Genomic DNA, 13,154 nt, shown 5'->3' on the forward strand with positions numbered 1-13,154 from the left:
CCTTGACCTGTGATGTATCACACCTTACTCTCCGGGTGAGAAAACCTATTCCCCGAGTTTCCCACGGAGTCTAAGGAGCTCGATGCACCAAAGTCCCGTCGACCCGTCCGGCCGGGCAGTGTGGCGGCCGGTCGGCATTCGCGACGTCGACATCACCGGTGGTCCCTTCGCCCGCTGGCAGCGGATCAACCACGAGGCCAGCATCCCGCTGGGCATGGAGCAGATGGAACGCTCGGGCGCGCTGCCCAACCTCCGCAGGGCCGGGGGAGAGGGCGAGGGGCCGTTCCAGGGCTACCGGTTCCAGGACTCCGACCTCTACAAGCAGCTGGAGGCGCTCTCCTGGGAGCACGTCCGCGCCCCGGAGAGCGAGTACGCGCGGTTCGCCGACGAGGCGGCGGCCGTGTTGAGGAAGGCCCAGCGGGCGGATGGCTACCTCAACTCGCACTACCAGGTCGTCAAGCCGGACAAGATCTGGGCCGAGCTCGAGTACAGCCACGAGATGTACTGCGCGGGCCACCTGTTCCAGGCGGCGGTGGCCGCCGCCCGCGCCGGGATCGGGCCGGGCGTCGTGGAGGTCGCCCGCCGCCTCGCCGACCACCTGGTCGAGGTGTTCCTGACCGGCGGGAACGACGGCATCGACGGCCATGCGGAGGTCGAGACCGCCCTGGTCGAGCTCTACCGGCTGACCGGCGAGCGCTCCTACCTCGACCTGGCCGCCAAGCTGATCGACAACCGCGGCAAGGGCCTCGTCAAGGACAGCGGCATGGGCATGCTCTACGCCCAGGACCACCTGCCCGTGCGCGAGGCAGGCACCGCCGTCGGGCACGCCGTGCGCCAGCTCTACCTGGAGGCCGGCGTCGTCGACGTCTACCTGGAGACCGGCGACGAGTCGCTGCTGGAGTGCTCGCTGCGTCGCTGGGAGGACATGGTCGCCACCAAGACGTACATCACGGGCGGCCACGGCTCGCGCCACGACGGCGAGGCGTTCGGCGAGCGGTACGAGCTGCCCCCCGACCGCGCCTACAGCGAGAGCTGCGCCGCCATCGCGAGCATCCACTGGAACTGGCGGCTGCTGCTGGCGACCGGCCACGGCCGGCACGCCGACCTCATCGAGCGCACGCTCCACAACGCCTTCGCCGCCTCCACCTCGGCCGACGGCCTGCGCTTCTTCTACGTCAACCCGTTGCAGCGCCGCGACGACCTCGTCGAGGACGCCTACCTCGGGCGGCGCAGGGAGTGGTTCGCGTGTGCCTGCTGCCCGCCGAACATCATGCGCCTGGTCGCCTCGCTCGGCTCGTACGTGGCGACCACCGGCGACGGGAGCCTTCAGCTGCACCAGTACATGCCGGGAACCGTAGCCGGGAAGGTGCGCGTCGAGACCGACTACCCGTGGGACGGCCTCGTCCGGATCACGGTGGAGGAGGCGGGGGAGTGGGAGCTCGCCCTGCGTATCCCCGCGTGGAGCGAGACCACGTACGTCGACGACAGCCCGGCAGAAGCCGACCCCGACGGATATTTCCGTATCCGTCGTGATTGGCAGGCCGGCGACACGGTCGAGCTGCGGCTGGACATGACGCCCAGGCTCAGCTACCCGCACCACGCCATCGACGCCGTCCGCGGTTGCGTGGCGCTGGAGCGCGGCCCGCTCGTCTACTGCTTCGAGCAGGCCGACCAGCCCGAAGGCGTGGACGTGGCCGAGCTCGCCCTCGACCCGAGGGCCCCGCTGCGGGTCAAGCCCGTGGCCGACCTCGGGGGAGCCGGCCGCACCGTACTGATCGAGACCGACGCCGTCGCCGTGCACCAGCCGCGCGGCGGCCTGCCGTACACCACGAAACCCCTGGCGACCAGCACCGCCGTGACCGCGACCGCCGTCCCCTACTACCAGTGGGACAACCGCGACGGCGGCGCGATGCGGGTCTGGATCCCCCTCGCGTAAGGAATGACGCGGATGAGAAGACGCGACCTGTTCAAGCTCGGCGGGCTGGCCGCCCTCGGCGCCTCGACGGCGGCCTGCGGCGGTTCCGGCTCGGGCTCCGGCGGTGACGTGGAGCTCCAGTTCATGTACTGGGGTTCGACGTTCGAGAAGGCGGCCGTCGAGCGGATGCTCAAGCAGTACGAGCAGAAGCACCCCGGCGTGCGGGTCAAGCCGCTCTACACGCCCGACGAGTACGACGTGAAGCTCAACACCCTGGTGGCCAGCAACCGGCTGCCGGACGTCGGCTACGTGCCGCTGGCGATGTCATTCCGGCTGGGCGAGCAGGGCAAGCTCGTCAACCTGCACCCCTATTTAAAGAAATATCCGCAACTGGCCGGATATCTGCCGGACGCGTACCTGTGGACCGGCCAGGACAACCTGCACGGCGTCGCCACGGCCAACGAGATCGAGCTGCTCTGGTACAGCAAGTCCGCCCTCGCGGCGGCGGGCGTCGCGCCGCCGCCCGCCGACGCCGCCTCCGCGTGGACGTGGGACCAGCTCGTCGAGACCGCCTACAAGCTGACCGTCGACCAGAACGGCAAGCACCCCGACGAGCCGGGCTTCGACCCCAAGCAGGTCAGGCAGTTCGGCATCTCCAGCAGCATCACCTACGGCGCCGCCTGGTACGGCTTCCTGCGCAGCAACGGCGTCGACTTCGCCGACGAGGCCGGCAAGAAGTGCCTGCTGGACACGCCCGAGGCCGTCGAGGTGTTCCAGAACCTGCAGGACCTGATCTACAAGCACCGCGTCGCCCCAGGGCCGGGCCAGCTCGCCGCGACGGGGGACGACGTGCCCGGCACGAACATCCTGCTCAAGACCAAGCGGGTGGCGATGGTGGTCGACGGCCACTGGAGCCTGCTCGACATGAACGAGAGCAAGGTCGACTACGGCATCGGCGTGCTGCCCAAGTACGCCGAGCCGTACACCTCCACCCAGGTGGCGGGGGCGTCGGCGGTGTTCGCGGGCGGCAAGCACGAGCAGGAGGCGGTCGAGCTGTTCGCCTTCCACAACGACCCGCGCTACGTCGACCTGTTCGCCAATGGCCTGTGGATGCCGCAGGAGAAGAAGTACTACGAGGACCAGGCGGCCGTCGACTCCTGGACCAAGAACGACCTGCACCCGCCGGAGTTCCGTACCGCCGTCGTCGACTACGCCCGCGACCACGGCGTGCCCGTGTTCGGCAACCGCGTCAAGAACATGTCCTCCATCTCCAGCGACGTGCTGACCCCTGCCCTGCAGGAGATCGAGACCGGTAAGCGCCCGGCCGGCGAGATCCTCAAGGCGGCCGCACCCAAGATCTCCAGCATGCTCCAGGGCTGGCAGCACACCCAGGACGTCTGATGCGCCGTCTCGAAACGCGCTGGGGCATCCTGATGGCGCTGCCCGCCATCCTCGGGTTCGTCATCTTCACCATCGGGCCCATGGTGGCCTCGGCGTGGTTCAGTCTGACCGACTGGACGATCGGCGGTTCGCCGTCCTTCGTCGGCCTGGACAACTACACCGCGATGGCGCACGACGAGCTGTTCTGGAAGTCGCTCGGCACCACCACCTACTACACGCTCGGCGCGGTCCCGCTCGTGCTGATCGTCAGCTTCGCCGTGGCCATGCTGCTCAACGAGAAGGTACGCGGCCTGGCAGTCTGGCGGACGATCTTCTATCTGCCGACGCTGGTGCCGGCCATCGCGAACGTCGTGCTCTGGATCTGGATCTTCAATCCGGACTTCGGCCTGCTCAACTCCCTGCTGCGGCAGGGCGGCCTGCCCGGCTCCCAGTGGATCTACGCCGAGTCGACCGCCGTCCCCTCGCTGATCATCATGAGCACCTGGGGCTTCGGCAACACCATGGTGATCTTCCTGGCCGGGTTGCAGGGCGTGCCGAGGCACCTGTACGAGGCCGTCTCCATCGACGGCGGCGGTGCGTGGCGGCGCTTCTGGCACGTCACGCTGCCGATGATGACGCCGACCATCTTCTACAACTTGGTGGTCGGCGTCGTGGGCACCTTCCAGGTGTTCAACCAGGCGTACGTCATGACCGAGGGAGGCCCCAACCACGCCACCCTCTTCTACGTCTACTACCTGTTCCGCAAGGCGTTCACCGAGAGCGAGATGGGTTACGCCAGCGCCCTCGCCTGGACCCTGTTCATGATCATCATGGTGGTGACGTTCCTGATCTTCAGGAACGCCCGCCGCTGGGTCTACTACGAGATGGCAGGCGCGCGATGACCGCCGTGGCGACCCCCGACAAGACCGCCCGGCGTGGCGTGGCCCCCACCCAGGGGCTGCGCCGGCCGCGCAGGTACGGCCGCGTCCTGCTGTACGTCGCGCTGCTCGCCGGGTCGATCCCGACCCTGCTGCCGTTCGTCTGGCTGGTGCGCAGCGCGCTCATGCAGGACGCGCAGATGTTCGTCTCGCCCCCGGAGTGGCTGCCCTCGCCGTTCCAGTGGTCGAACTTCTCCGAGGCGCTGACCAGCCAGCCCTTCGGCCGCTACTTCCTCAACACGCTGGTGATCGCCGTCATCAGCGTGCTCGGCACCGTGCTGACCTGCTCGGTGGCCGCGTTCAGCTTCTCGCGGCTGCGCTGGCGCGGGCGCAACGTCGTCTTCGCGCTGCTGCTGAGCGGCGTGATGCTGCCGTACGCGGTGACGCTCATCCCGACGTTCGTGATGTGGCAGCAGCTCGACGCGATCGACACCATCGCGCCGCTCACGGTGCCCAGCTGGTTCGCCGGTGCGGGCGGGGGAGTGTTCAACATCTTCCTGCTGCGGCAGTTCTTCCTGACCATCCCGTTCGAGCTGGACGAGGCCGCGTACATCGACGGGGCCTCGCCGTGGCGGGTGTTCTGGACGATCGTCATGCCGCTGTCCAAGCCGGCGATCATCGTGGTGACCATCTTCACGTTCATCGGCACCTGGAACGACTTCCTGGGGCCGCTGCTCTACCTGCAGAGCGAGGAGAACTACACGCTGTCGCTGGGGCTGGCGTCGTTCCAGAGCATGTACCTCACCCAGTGGGGCTACCTCATGGCCGCGTCGGCGGCGGTGATCGCGCCCATCGTCGCGCTCTTCTTCTTCCTGCAGCGCTACTTCATCGAGGGGGTCACGCTGACCGGCATCAAGAACTGACCGCCAGGGTCTTGCGCAGCACCTCGGCGAACTCGGCCGTGCGGTCCATCAGATCCTCCCGAGGGGACCGTCGCCTTGAGGCGACGGGGGAATCGGGAGCGGGAGGGCCGTCAAGGCCCGAGCGTGCAGTGACAGAACCTCGGAAATTGTCGCCACCTCCGGATACGATTGCTTTCGTGCTTTCGGGCATCGGTCAGGGCTTGGCCGTCGTCTCCCGCGCAAGCGGGGCGAGAAGCCGCTCTCTTCAGGGAGCGGAGGAGTCACGAACCTGCCGAACGCCGCCTCCAGCCCGTCGCGGTGGAACGTCTCGACGACGTCGTCCACGGCGGCGCGGTGGGCGGCGGCGTCCGGCAGCAACTCCTGCACGGGCGGCTCGTGCGCGACGAGCGTGCGCACCCTGCGGGGGTGGCGGGCGACGAGCGCGAGCCCGGTCACCGCGCCGCCGCTGCTGCCGAACACGTCGGCGTCCTCGGCGCCCAGGTCGTCGAGGATCGCCGCCAGGTCGTCGGCGCGCAGCTCAGGGGTGGAGTCCTGGCCGGGGTCGTCCAGGACGCTGCCGGAGATGCCGCGCGGATCGTGCGTCACGACCGTGTAGCCGTCCGCGAGCGCGTCGGCGAGCGGGACGAAGTGCATCCCGGCCATCGGCGCGCCGGTCAGTACCAGCAGCGGCCCGGATCCGCGCACGTCGTAACGCAGCCGTACGCCGGGACGGGTGAGGTGGCGGGTGGTGGGCATGGGACGAGTCCTTCCTGTGGTCTTCCCGGGTGAGGACTCCCGCGGAGCGGAGAACTCATCGGTCCCGTACCCGTTCACCACGTCACCCGCAGCGCGTGCACGCCGTACACGAGGCTGGAGGGCCGGAACTCCACCTGCTCGTCCGGGCCGGCCGGCGCGAGGCCGGGAGCGCCGCAGCAGGGTAGGGAAGGCGATGCGCATCCCCATCCGCGCCAGTGGCGCCCCCGAGGCAGGCGCAACCGCGTGTGCTCGGGCGGGCCGAATCCGATCAGCTACCCGGCCTGCGTCGTGGACAGCTCGCCGGCGTTCATGTGCCCGGCCCCACGGGACGGTGTCAGGGCGCTGCTGAACCGGGCCGCCTGTGCAGTGGCAAATCCGGCGCTTTCGTCATCATCTGTCCGTTCCTCCGGTGATCGTCAGGAAAGCCCTTGTTCTCGGGAAGCCCGAGAACAAGGGCGATAACGGGTCAGGGCTGGGTGGTGAGCCATTCCTGGAAGGTGGGGCCGGCGAGCTTGGCGTGCGGGCCGGGCAGGAACCCGCCCGCGGCGGCGATCTCGGCGTCGGGCATGCCGGACCCGTCGACCTCGACGACCTTGACGCCCCGGCGGGCGCCCAGCAGCTGGGCCGCCTCGGACATGCTCTCCTTGCGGGGTCCGGCGATCTCGGGGATCGGGGTTGTCGGGACGGCGGGGGCGGTGGCCAGGTCGACCAGTTCCTCGGCCACGGTGCGGCAGGCCACGAGCTGGGTCGGCAGCGCCGGGACGTAGGCGACGTCGCCCTCCTGCCAGTCCAGGAGCTGGCCGACGAACTCGTGGAACTGCGCGGCCCGCAGGACGCGGACGGGGAGCGGGCCGGACAGGAGGACCTCTTCGTGCACCTTCTTGGCGGCGACGAACCCCGCGGTGGCCTTGTCGGCGCCGATGATGGACGCCACGGCGATCCGGGCGACCCCCGCCTTCCGGCCGGCCTCGTGCAGGTTGCGGGCCGACGTACGGAAGAACTCCGTCGCGGCGTCCTCGTCGGAGGAGGGCCACGAGGCGACGTCGATGATGACCTCGGCCCCGGTGAGGGCCTCGGCGAGGCCCGCACCGGTGATGACGTCCACCCCGGTGGCGCGCGACATCGGCACGACCCGGTGTCCCCGCTCGGTCAGGACGTCGACGACGTGGCGGCCCAGCCGCCCGGTGGCTCCCGCGACCGCGAACGTGGTGATGCTCATGGCGGTGTGCCTTTCTTACGCGGTGTAGTTCTGGCCCGGGGGCATGCCGGGGATGGGCTTGGCGATCAGTGCGGCGGGGGTGAAGAAGCCGATGTGGGCGATCGCCATGACGAGCGACCACATCGCCTGGTCGTCGTAGTGCGCCGACGCCCTGGCGTACAGCTCGTCGGGGACGCGCTCGCCTGACGGGTTCGGGGTGAGGACCGCCTCCACCATCTCCAGCGCGATCCGTTCTGCGTCGGTGAAGCAGGCGGCGTCCCACCAGGTGGCCACGGCGGTGATGCGCTCCTCCGATTCCCCGAGATCGCGGAGGATGCCGGTCTCCCTGACGGTGAAGTACGTGGTGCCGAGGAGCTGTCCGGCGCGCAGCTGGAGCAGGTGGATGGTGGTCTGCGGAATCGCGCTGTTCTGGAGGGCTTTGTGCAGCCCTTGGCCGACTTCCGTCAGCTCGGGGAGGAAGGGGAGGGGGTTGGGCATGCGCGATCGCCGGCCGGTCGTCGGAAGCGTGGACATGGGAAGAGTTCCCTCTCGTTCGTCGTGGTGCCGTCGTGCGGCGTCCTGACGACCACGAGACGTCGGCGCCCCGGAACCCGTAACGGCGCGGACATGTGACATGGGTCACCTGTCGCAGGTGTTACGAAGCGGCGGATACTCGCGTCTTGTGCGTGTGGCAGAGCGGAGAACGAACAGGCAGGAGCGGGGCATGACCGAGCGGACCGAACGAGGAGCGGACCCGGCCAAGTCGCTCGATCGTGCCGACCCCGCCACCCGGGCGTTCGTCGCCCACCGCAACCTGCTGTTCACCGTCGCCTACGAGATGCTCGGCTCGGCCGCCGACGCCGAGGACGTCCTGCAGGAGACGTGGCTGCGCTGGGTGGACGTCGACCTCGGCACCGTACGGGAGGAGCGCGCCTACCTGGTGCGGATCGTCACCCGGCAGGCGCTCGACCGGCTGCGCGCGCTCGCCCGGCGCAAGGAGTCCTACGTCGGGCCGTGGCTGCCCGAGCCGTTGCTCACCGCGCCCGACGTGGCCGAGGACGTCGAGCTGGCCGAGAGCGTCTCGATGGCGATGCTGCTGGTGCTGGAGACGCTGCAGCCGACCGAGCGGGCGGTGTTCGTGCTGCGCGAGGTGTTCGCCCTGGACTACGAGGAGATCGCCGAAGCCGTCGACAAGAGCCCGAACGCGGTCCGGCAGATCGCCTACCGGGCACGGGCCCATGTCGCCGCCCGCCGTCCCCGTGGCGTCGCCTCCCCTGCCGAGACCCGAGCCGTGCTCCAGGCCTTCCAGCGAGCGGTCGAAACCGGCGAGCTGCAGAGCCTGCTCGACGTCCTCGCGCCGGACGTCGTCGCGCTGAGCGACGGCGGCGGAGTCAGGCACGCCCTGCTGCAGCCCGTCGTGGGGATCGACAACGTGGCCCGCCTGCTGGCCGCCGGCTGGTGGAGACGTGAAGCCGAACGGTCGGTCGAGCTGGTGCAGATCAACGGCGGCCCCGGACTGCTCGTCCGGGTCGCCGGGGAGATCGACGGAGTGATGGCGGTACGCGTGGAGCACGGCTATGTCACCGGCGCCTACCACGTACGCAACCCCGAGAAGCTGTCACGTGTGGAGCGGGAGACCGCCGTGACCCGCTGAACGGCGCCTGCCCCTACGGCGTGTAGTCGGGCGTCATGGCGGCGGCCATGGCGAGGTGGACGGCGGCCTCCTCATGGCGGCCCTGACGCTGCAGCGTACGGCCCAGCAGGTGGCGGGCGTAGGAGTCGTCGGGCGACTCGGCCACCAGCGACTCCAGGGCGGCGCGCGCCCGGTTGAGCTGCGCCGACCCGAAGTACGCCCGCGCGGCCAGCAGGCGCACGCCCCGGTCGTCGCCGTGCTCGTCCATCAGCGGCCGCAGCAGCGTGAGCGCGCCGAGCGGGTCGCGCTGGTCGAGCAGCGACTCGGCGTGGCGCAGCCGCTCGACCTCGGCGGGCAACCGGCGCGGGGTGTGCCGGCTCGCGTCCTCCAGGAACTCCCTGATCACCTCCGGGGGCTGGGCGCCCTCGAGGGCGAGGCCGTTCGCCACGATCGTCGGGGACGTGCGCACGCCCTTGGCCTTGCCGGTGAGAAGCAGCTCGCGCACCAGCTCCGCGCCCGGCCGGGGCGCGGGCGCGTCGAAGCGCGCCGCGGCGGCGAGGCCGGCCTCTTCGGCGATGCCGGCCAGCACGGACGGGTCGCCGATGTCGCGGACTTCGACGAAGTGCGCGTTCAGCACCCGCTCCACCACGCGGTCCTGCAGCTCGGCGCCGCCCTGCTCGTACGCCAGCGCGATCAGCCGGTGCGCCTCCAGCGTGTTGGGCCGCCACTCGGCGCCCCACTGCGGGCCGAGCCCTTCTGCGGCGGCCTCCTCGGCCACCCGGGCCCGGTTGTCGGCGTTGGAGAGGCCGGGCGGCGTGCAGGCGCGCAGCGCGTCCTCGGCGATGGGGTCGCTCAGCGTCCGCTCGAGCGGCTCGGCGTGAGCGGGGGCCATGGGGTCGCGCTGGAACGGCCGCCACACGACGGTGACCGGCTCGCCCTGCCAGGCGGCGAGGGCCTTCTCCATGCGCTTCTTGCCGATGTGGGCCCACCCGCAGACGACGTCCGCCCAGATCTCGATCAGCATGACCCGTACATTAGACGACATATGTCGATTAGTCAACATATGTCGTCTAAGCGATGGCTGTCGTATAGTGGCGAGGTGAATCCGGATGATCCGCGAGCGCGGCGCACCCGTGCCCGGCTCAGGGCCGCCGCGCTCGACCTGGCCGCGCGGCAGGAAGTCGCCTCCATCACCGTGTCGGCGCTGGCCAAGCGCGCCGAGGTGAACCGCGCCACCGTCTACCTGCACTATCCCGACGTCGACGCCCTGGTGACCGACGCCATGGACGACGCCGTGGCCGCCGTGGCGCGGGCCGCCGCCCTGTGTCCTCTCGACGCGCCCCGCGACCGCGCGCCCGAGCCGCTGGTCGAGCTGTTCACGCACGTGGCGGGCACCGCCGGTCTGTACGCGCGCATGTTCGGCCCGCAGGGCAGCGCCCGCTTCTGCGCCCGCCTGCGCGAACGCCTCACCGCCGAGCTCGCCGAGCGCTTCGCCGGCGGGCGGCGTCCCCGGGGCTGGGACGACGTGCCGGTCGACGTGCACGCCGCCTACCTGGCCGGGGCCCTCGTCGGCGTCGTCGCGCACTGGGTGTCGGGCGACCGGCAGAGCGAGCCGCAGCAGGCGGCACTGTCCTTCTGGCGCCTCTTCCGTACCAGCTGCGGCCCCGCAGGGGACGCCTGACCACCGCCCCGCGCCGGCCGGGAGGTGCGACGAGGCGCGGGTGGGTGTGCGCGGGGGTGGGGTGGGGCTTGATACTGTCGCGTGTCGGCCTCGTCCCGTCTCGTTCCCGGTGGATCCCGTCATGCTTCCCGAAGATCTCAGAGCCGCACTCGACCAGGCCCTCGCCCGCTTCTCGCCGCCGGAGCTCGCCGAGGCGACGGCCCGGCTCACCGAGCGCTACCGGACCGGCGCCTCCACCGGCACCTCCACCGGGGGCAACCACCTGCGCTCGCGCGCCGACGTCGCCGCCTACGCCGCGTACCGGATGCCCGCCACGTACGCCGCCGCCACCACGGCGCTGCGGCAGGCGGCCGCGCTGAGCCCAGGGTTCACGCCACGCAGCCAGCTCGATGTCGGCGGCGGCACCGGCGCGGCGATCTGGGCGGCCACCGAGGTGTGGCCGTCGGTCGAGAAGGTCACCGTCATCGAGCACGACGCGGACGTCATCGACCTCGGCAGGCGACTGGCCCGCCGCTCGCCGGCACTCGCAGAGACGACGTGGCGGCGGGCGTCGATCGCTGCCGGCCTCGACCGTCCCGCCGCCGACCTCGTCACCATGTCGTACGCGCTGGGCGAGCTCCCGCGGACCGAGCAGGCGCAGGTCGTCAGGTGGCTGGCGGCGGACGCCGCCATGGTGGTGATCATCGAGCCCGGCACTCCGGTGGGCTACGCCGCGATCGCCGCCGCCCGCGAGACGCTGACCGCCGCGGGGCTGTCCGTGCTCGCGCCCTGTCCCCACGACGGCCGCTGCCCGATCGAGCCAGGACGCGACTGGTGCCACTTCTCCGTACGCCTGCCCCGCAGCTCCCTGCACCGCAGGGTCAAGTCGGGAACGCTGAGCTTCGAGGACGAGAAGTTCTCCTACGTGGCCGCCGCCACGACGGCGGCCCCGCGCCCGGCCGCCCGCGTCCTGCGGCATCCGCAGAAACGCAAGGGCGTGGTCTCCCTGCGCCTGTGCGGCGACGACGGCGGGATCGCCGACGTGATCGTCTCCAAGCGGCAGGGCGACCTCTACCGCGCGGCCCGCGACGCGGAATGGGGCGACGGCTGGCCGCCACGGTGAGGTGACGGTCCGTCACCGACCACCACGAGATCACGCAACTGGGCACCGGAAATCAGGAAAGATCAGATTCCGGTGCCGCCCTCACGTCATCCTGTCATGGTGCACACCGACCTCCTACACTCCCTATACGCGCGGCGGCTGCGCCGCCAGGTCATGGCCGGGCCGCTGCCCCGCCACGTCGGCCTGATCGCAGACGGGAACCGGCGCTGGGCCAAGCGGATGGGCCTGGCCAACCCGAGCATGGGCCACAAGTACGGCGCCGAGCACATCGAGCACGTGCTGTCATGGTGCGAGCACCTGGGCGTCAGCCACGTGACCGTGTTCCTGTGCTCGACGGAGAACCTCCAGCATCGCGACGACGAGGAGGTGGCCTTCCTGCTGCGGACGATCGAGCAGATGGTCGCCGACCAGTTCGACCGGCCGGACTCCCGCTGGCAGGTCCACGTGGCCGGCATGCTCGACCTGCTGCCCGACACCACGGCGCGGGCGCTGAAGAGCGCGGTCGAGGCCACCCGCACCTGCGCCACCGGTTTCCACCTCACGCTCGCCATCGGCTACGGCGGCCGCCAGGAGGTCGTGGAGGCGCTGCGCGAGCTGCTGTACGAGCGGGCCGAGTCCGGTCAGTCGATGACGGACCTCGCCGCGTCGCTGACCGCCGACGACATCACCCGCCACCTCTACACGGCCGGGCAGCCGAACCCCGACCTCGTGATCCGCACCAGCGGCGAGCACCGCATGTCGAACTTCCTGCTGTGGCAGTCGGCCTACTCGGAGCTGTACTTCTGCGAGGCGTACTGGCCGGCGTTCCGCGAGATCGACTTCCTGCGGGCGCTGCGGAGCTTCGCGGCGCGGCAGCGGCGGTACGGCGGATAAGCATTTGCCGTGATGTCCGGCTGCTGGTGAGATGTCCGGATGCGTCACGATGAAGTGTTGGCCCTGTTCGACCGCGAACTACGCCGTGGGATCACTCCCGACGGCCCGGATGCCACAGTGGAGCAGGCCGGGGACGTGGTCCGCCACGTCGGCCCAGAGCACGGGTGGAACGGTGTCGTCTGGTCCGGCCTCGACGCCGCCCGCGCGGACGCGGCGATCGCCGAGCAGGTGCGCCACTTCGGTGCGCTCGGACGTCCCTTCGAATGGAAGCTGTACGACCACGACGAGCCGGCGGACCTCGGCCGGCGGCTGCTGGCCGCCGGCTTCGTCCCTGAACCGCCCGAGACCCTCATGGTGGCCGAGGCCGCCCGCGTGGCAGGCGAGGTCGCCCTCCCCGAGGGCGTCCGCCTCGCCCCGGTGACCGGGCCCGACGACGTCGAGCAGGTCGCCCACGTGCACGAGCTCGCCTTCGGCCCGGCCGCCCGCGACCGCATCAGGGAGCGCCTGCCCGAGCAGCTCGCCGCCGGCTCCGTCGTCGCCGTCCTCGCACTCGCGGGCGACGCCGCGATCAGCGCCGCCCGCATGGACCTGCACCCAGGCACCCGTTTCGCGAGCCTGTGGGGCGGCGGCACCGCGCCGGAGTGGCGGGGACGGGGCATCTACCGGGCGCTCGTGGCCTACCGGGCACGTGAGGCGATCGCCCGGGGGTTCGACTACCTGCAGGTGGACGCCTCCGACATGAGCCGTCCCATACTGGAGAGGCTCGGCTTCGCGCGGCTGGCCGTGACGACGCCGTACGTCCATCCGTGACATGACCGCCGACACCATGGGGGAAA

General features: G+C 70.7%; 13 protein-coding genes. 9 read left to right on the forward strand and 4 right to left on the reverse strand.

From position 1 onward, the window contains the following. Positions 1-82 precede the first annotated feature (82 nt). The 4 genes from BLR04_RS17250 to BLR04_RS17265 are packed head-to-tail and all read left to right on the forward strand — an operon-like array spanning position 83 to position 5,096. On the forward strand, positions 83-1,936 hold the full coding sequence (locus tag BLR04_RS17250) for a glycoside hydrolase family 127 protein (RefSeq protein WP_090765743.1): 1,854 nt from the start codon (positions 83-85) through the stop codon (positions 1,934-1,936). A 12-nt stretch (positions 1,937-1,948) separates the two neighbouring features. Continuing rightward, on the forward strand, positions 1,949-3,316 hold the full coding sequence (locus tag BLR04_RS17255; protein ID WP_218129018.1) for an extracellular solute-binding protein: 1,368 nt from the start codon (positions 1,949-1,951) through the stop codon (positions 3,314-3,316). Next, a complete protein-coding gene (locus BLR04_RS17260) occupies positions 3,316-4,197 on the forward strand; it encodes a carbohydrate ABC transporter permease (RefSeq protein WP_090765747.1) in 882 nt (293 codons plus the stop codon). Before BLR04_RS17255 ends, BLR04_RS17260 begins: the two co-directional genes overlap by 1 nt. Next, positions 4,194-5,096: a carbohydrate ABC transporter permease gene (locus BLR04_RS17265; protein ID WP_090765750.1), complete on the forward strand. Its 903-nt coding sequence runs from the start codon at positions 4,194-4,196 to the stop codon at positions 5,094-5,096. Before BLR04_RS17260 ends, BLR04_RS17265 begins: the two co-directional genes overlap by 4 nt. Positions 5,097-5,144: 48 nt before the next feature. Here the strand turns inward: BLR04_RS17265 and BLR04_RS17270 are convergent, their stop codons facing one another. The 3 genes from BLR04_RS17270 to BLR04_RS17280 all read right to left on the reverse strand — a co-directional run bounded on the left by BLR04_RS17270 (position 5,145) and on the right by BLR04_RS17280 (position 7,563). After that, positions 5,145-5,831 (reverse strand): alpha/beta fold hydrolase, encoded by a 687-nt coding sequence (locus tag BLR04_RS17270; RefSeq protein ID WP_090765753.1) that lies wholly within the window; start codon positions 5,829-5,831, stop codon positions 5,145-5,147. Between the two features lie 466 nt (positions 5,832-6,297). Beyond that, positions 6,298-7,050 (reverse strand): SDR family oxidoreductase, encoded by a 753-nt coding sequence (locus BLR04_RS17275; protein WP_090765756.1) that lies wholly within the window; start codon positions 7,048-7,050, stop codon positions 6,298-6,300. 15 nt (positions 7,051-7,065) lie between these two features. Next, positions 7,066-7,563, reverse strand: coding sequence for a carboxymuconolactone decarboxylase family protein (locus tag BLR04_RS17280; RefSeq protein WP_218129019.1), 498 nt, complete (start codon positions 7,561-7,563; stop codon positions 7,066-7,068). Positions 7,564-7,753: 190 nt separating this feature from the next. Between BLR04_RS17280 and BLR04_RS17285 the strand changes: the two genes are divergently transcribed. Then, a complete protein-coding gene (locus tag BLR04_RS17285) occupies positions 7,754-8,683 on the forward strand; it encodes an RNA polymerase sigma-70 factor (protein ID WP_090765759.1) in 930 nt (309 codons plus the stop codon). 13 nt (positions 8,684-8,696) lie between these two features. Here the strand turns inward: BLR04_RS17285 and BLR04_RS17290 are convergent, their stop codons facing one another. Next, positions 8,697-9,686: a DsbA family protein gene (locus tag BLR04_RS17290; protein ID WP_090765762.1), complete on the reverse strand. Its 990-nt coding sequence runs from the start codon at positions 9,684-9,686 to the stop codon at positions 8,697-8,699. Between the two features lie 75 nt (positions 9,687-9,761). Between BLR04_RS17290 and BLR04_RS17295 the strand changes: the two genes are divergently transcribed. From BLR04_RS17295 to BLR04_RS17310, 4 genes are all read left to right on the forward strand, one after another. Continuing rightward, on the forward strand, positions 9,762-10,343 hold the full coding sequence (locus BLR04_RS17295; RefSeq protein WP_090765765.1) for a TetR/AcrR family transcriptional regulator: 582 nt from the start codon (positions 9,762-9,764) through the stop codon (positions 10,341-10,343). A 121-nt stretch (positions 10,344-10,464) separates the two neighbouring features. Continuing rightward, the gene (locus tag BLR04_RS17300) at positions 10,465-11,445 is read left to right on the forward strand and encodes a small ribosomal subunit Rsm22 family protein (RefSeq protein WP_090765768.1); all 981 of its coding nucleotides are present in this window, start codon (positions 10,465-10,467) and stop codon (positions 11,443-11,445) included. Positions 11,446-11,541: 96 nt separating this feature from the next. Next, positions 11,542-12,318: a polyprenyl diphosphate synthase gene (gene uppS, locus BLR04_RS17305; protein ID WP_090765770.1), complete on the forward strand. Its 777-nt coding sequence runs from the start codon at positions 11,542-11,544 to the stop codon at positions 12,316-12,318. A 39-nt stretch (positions 12,319-12,357) separates the two neighbouring features. After that, the gene (locus BLR04_RS17310; protein ID WP_090765775.1) at positions 12,358-13,128 is read left to right on the forward strand and encodes a GNAT family N-acetyltransferase; all 771 of its coding nucleotides are present in this window, start codon (positions 12,358-12,360) and stop codon (positions 13,126-13,128) included. Positions 13,129-13,154 lie beyond the last annotated feature (26 nt).

It is taken from the genome of Nonomuraea maritima, from assembly GCF_900100395.1.
GTDB classification, from domain to species: domain Bacteria; phylum Actinomycetota; class Actinomycetes; order Streptosporangiales; family Streptosporangiaceae; genus Nonomuraea; species Nonomuraea maritima.

Bases quoted from the DNA above. Each gene is read 5' to 3' on its own strand.
- BLR04_RS17250 (WP_090765743.1), top strand. From the start codon at position 83: ATGCACCAAAGTCCCGTCGACCCGTCCGGCCGGGCAGTGTGGCGGCCG.
- BLR04_RS17255 (WP_218129018.1), top strand. From the start codon at position 1,949: ATGAGAAGACGCGACCTGTTCAAGCTCGGCGGGCTGGCCGCCCTCGGC.
- BLR04_RS17260 (WP_090765747.1), top strand. From the start codon at position 3,316: ATGCGCCGTCTCGAAACGCGCTGGGGCATCCTGATGGCGCTGCCCGCC.
- BLR04_RS17265 (WP_090765750.1), top strand. From the start codon at position 4,194: ATGACCGCCGTGGCGACCCCCGACAAGACCGCCCGGCGTGGCGTGGCC.
- BLR04_RS17270 (WP_090765753.1), bottom strand. From the start codon at position 5,831: ATGCCCACCACCCGCCACCTCACCCGTCCCGGCGTACGGCTGCGTTAC.
- BLR04_RS17275 (WP_090765756.1), bottom strand. From the start codon at position 7,050: ATGAGCATCACCACGTTCGCGGTCGCGGGAGCCACCGGGCGGCTGGGC.
- BLR04_RS17280 (WP_218129019.1), bottom strand. From the start codon at position 7,563: ATGTCCACGCTTCCGACGACCGGCCGGCGATCGCGCATGCCCAACCCC.
- BLR04_RS17285 (WP_090765759.1), top strand. From the start codon at position 7,754: ATGACCGAGCGGACCGAACGAGGAGCGGACCCGGCCAAGTCGCTCGAT.
- BLR04_RS17290 (WP_090765762.1), bottom strand. From the start codon at position 9,686: ATGCTGATCGAGATCTGGGCGGACGTCGTCTGCGGGTGGGCCCACATC.
- BLR04_RS17300 (WP_090765768.1), top strand. From the start codon at position 10,465: ATGCTTCCCGAAGATCTCAGAGCCGCACTCGACCAGGCCCTCGCCCGC.
- uppS (WP_090765770.1), top strand. From the start codon at position 11,542: ATGGTGCACACCGACCTCCTACACTCCCTATACGCGCGGCGGCTGCGC.
- BLR04_RS17310 (WP_090765775.1), top strand. From the start codon at position 12,358: ATGCGTCACGATGAAGTGTTGGCCCTGTTCGACCGCGAACTACGCCGT.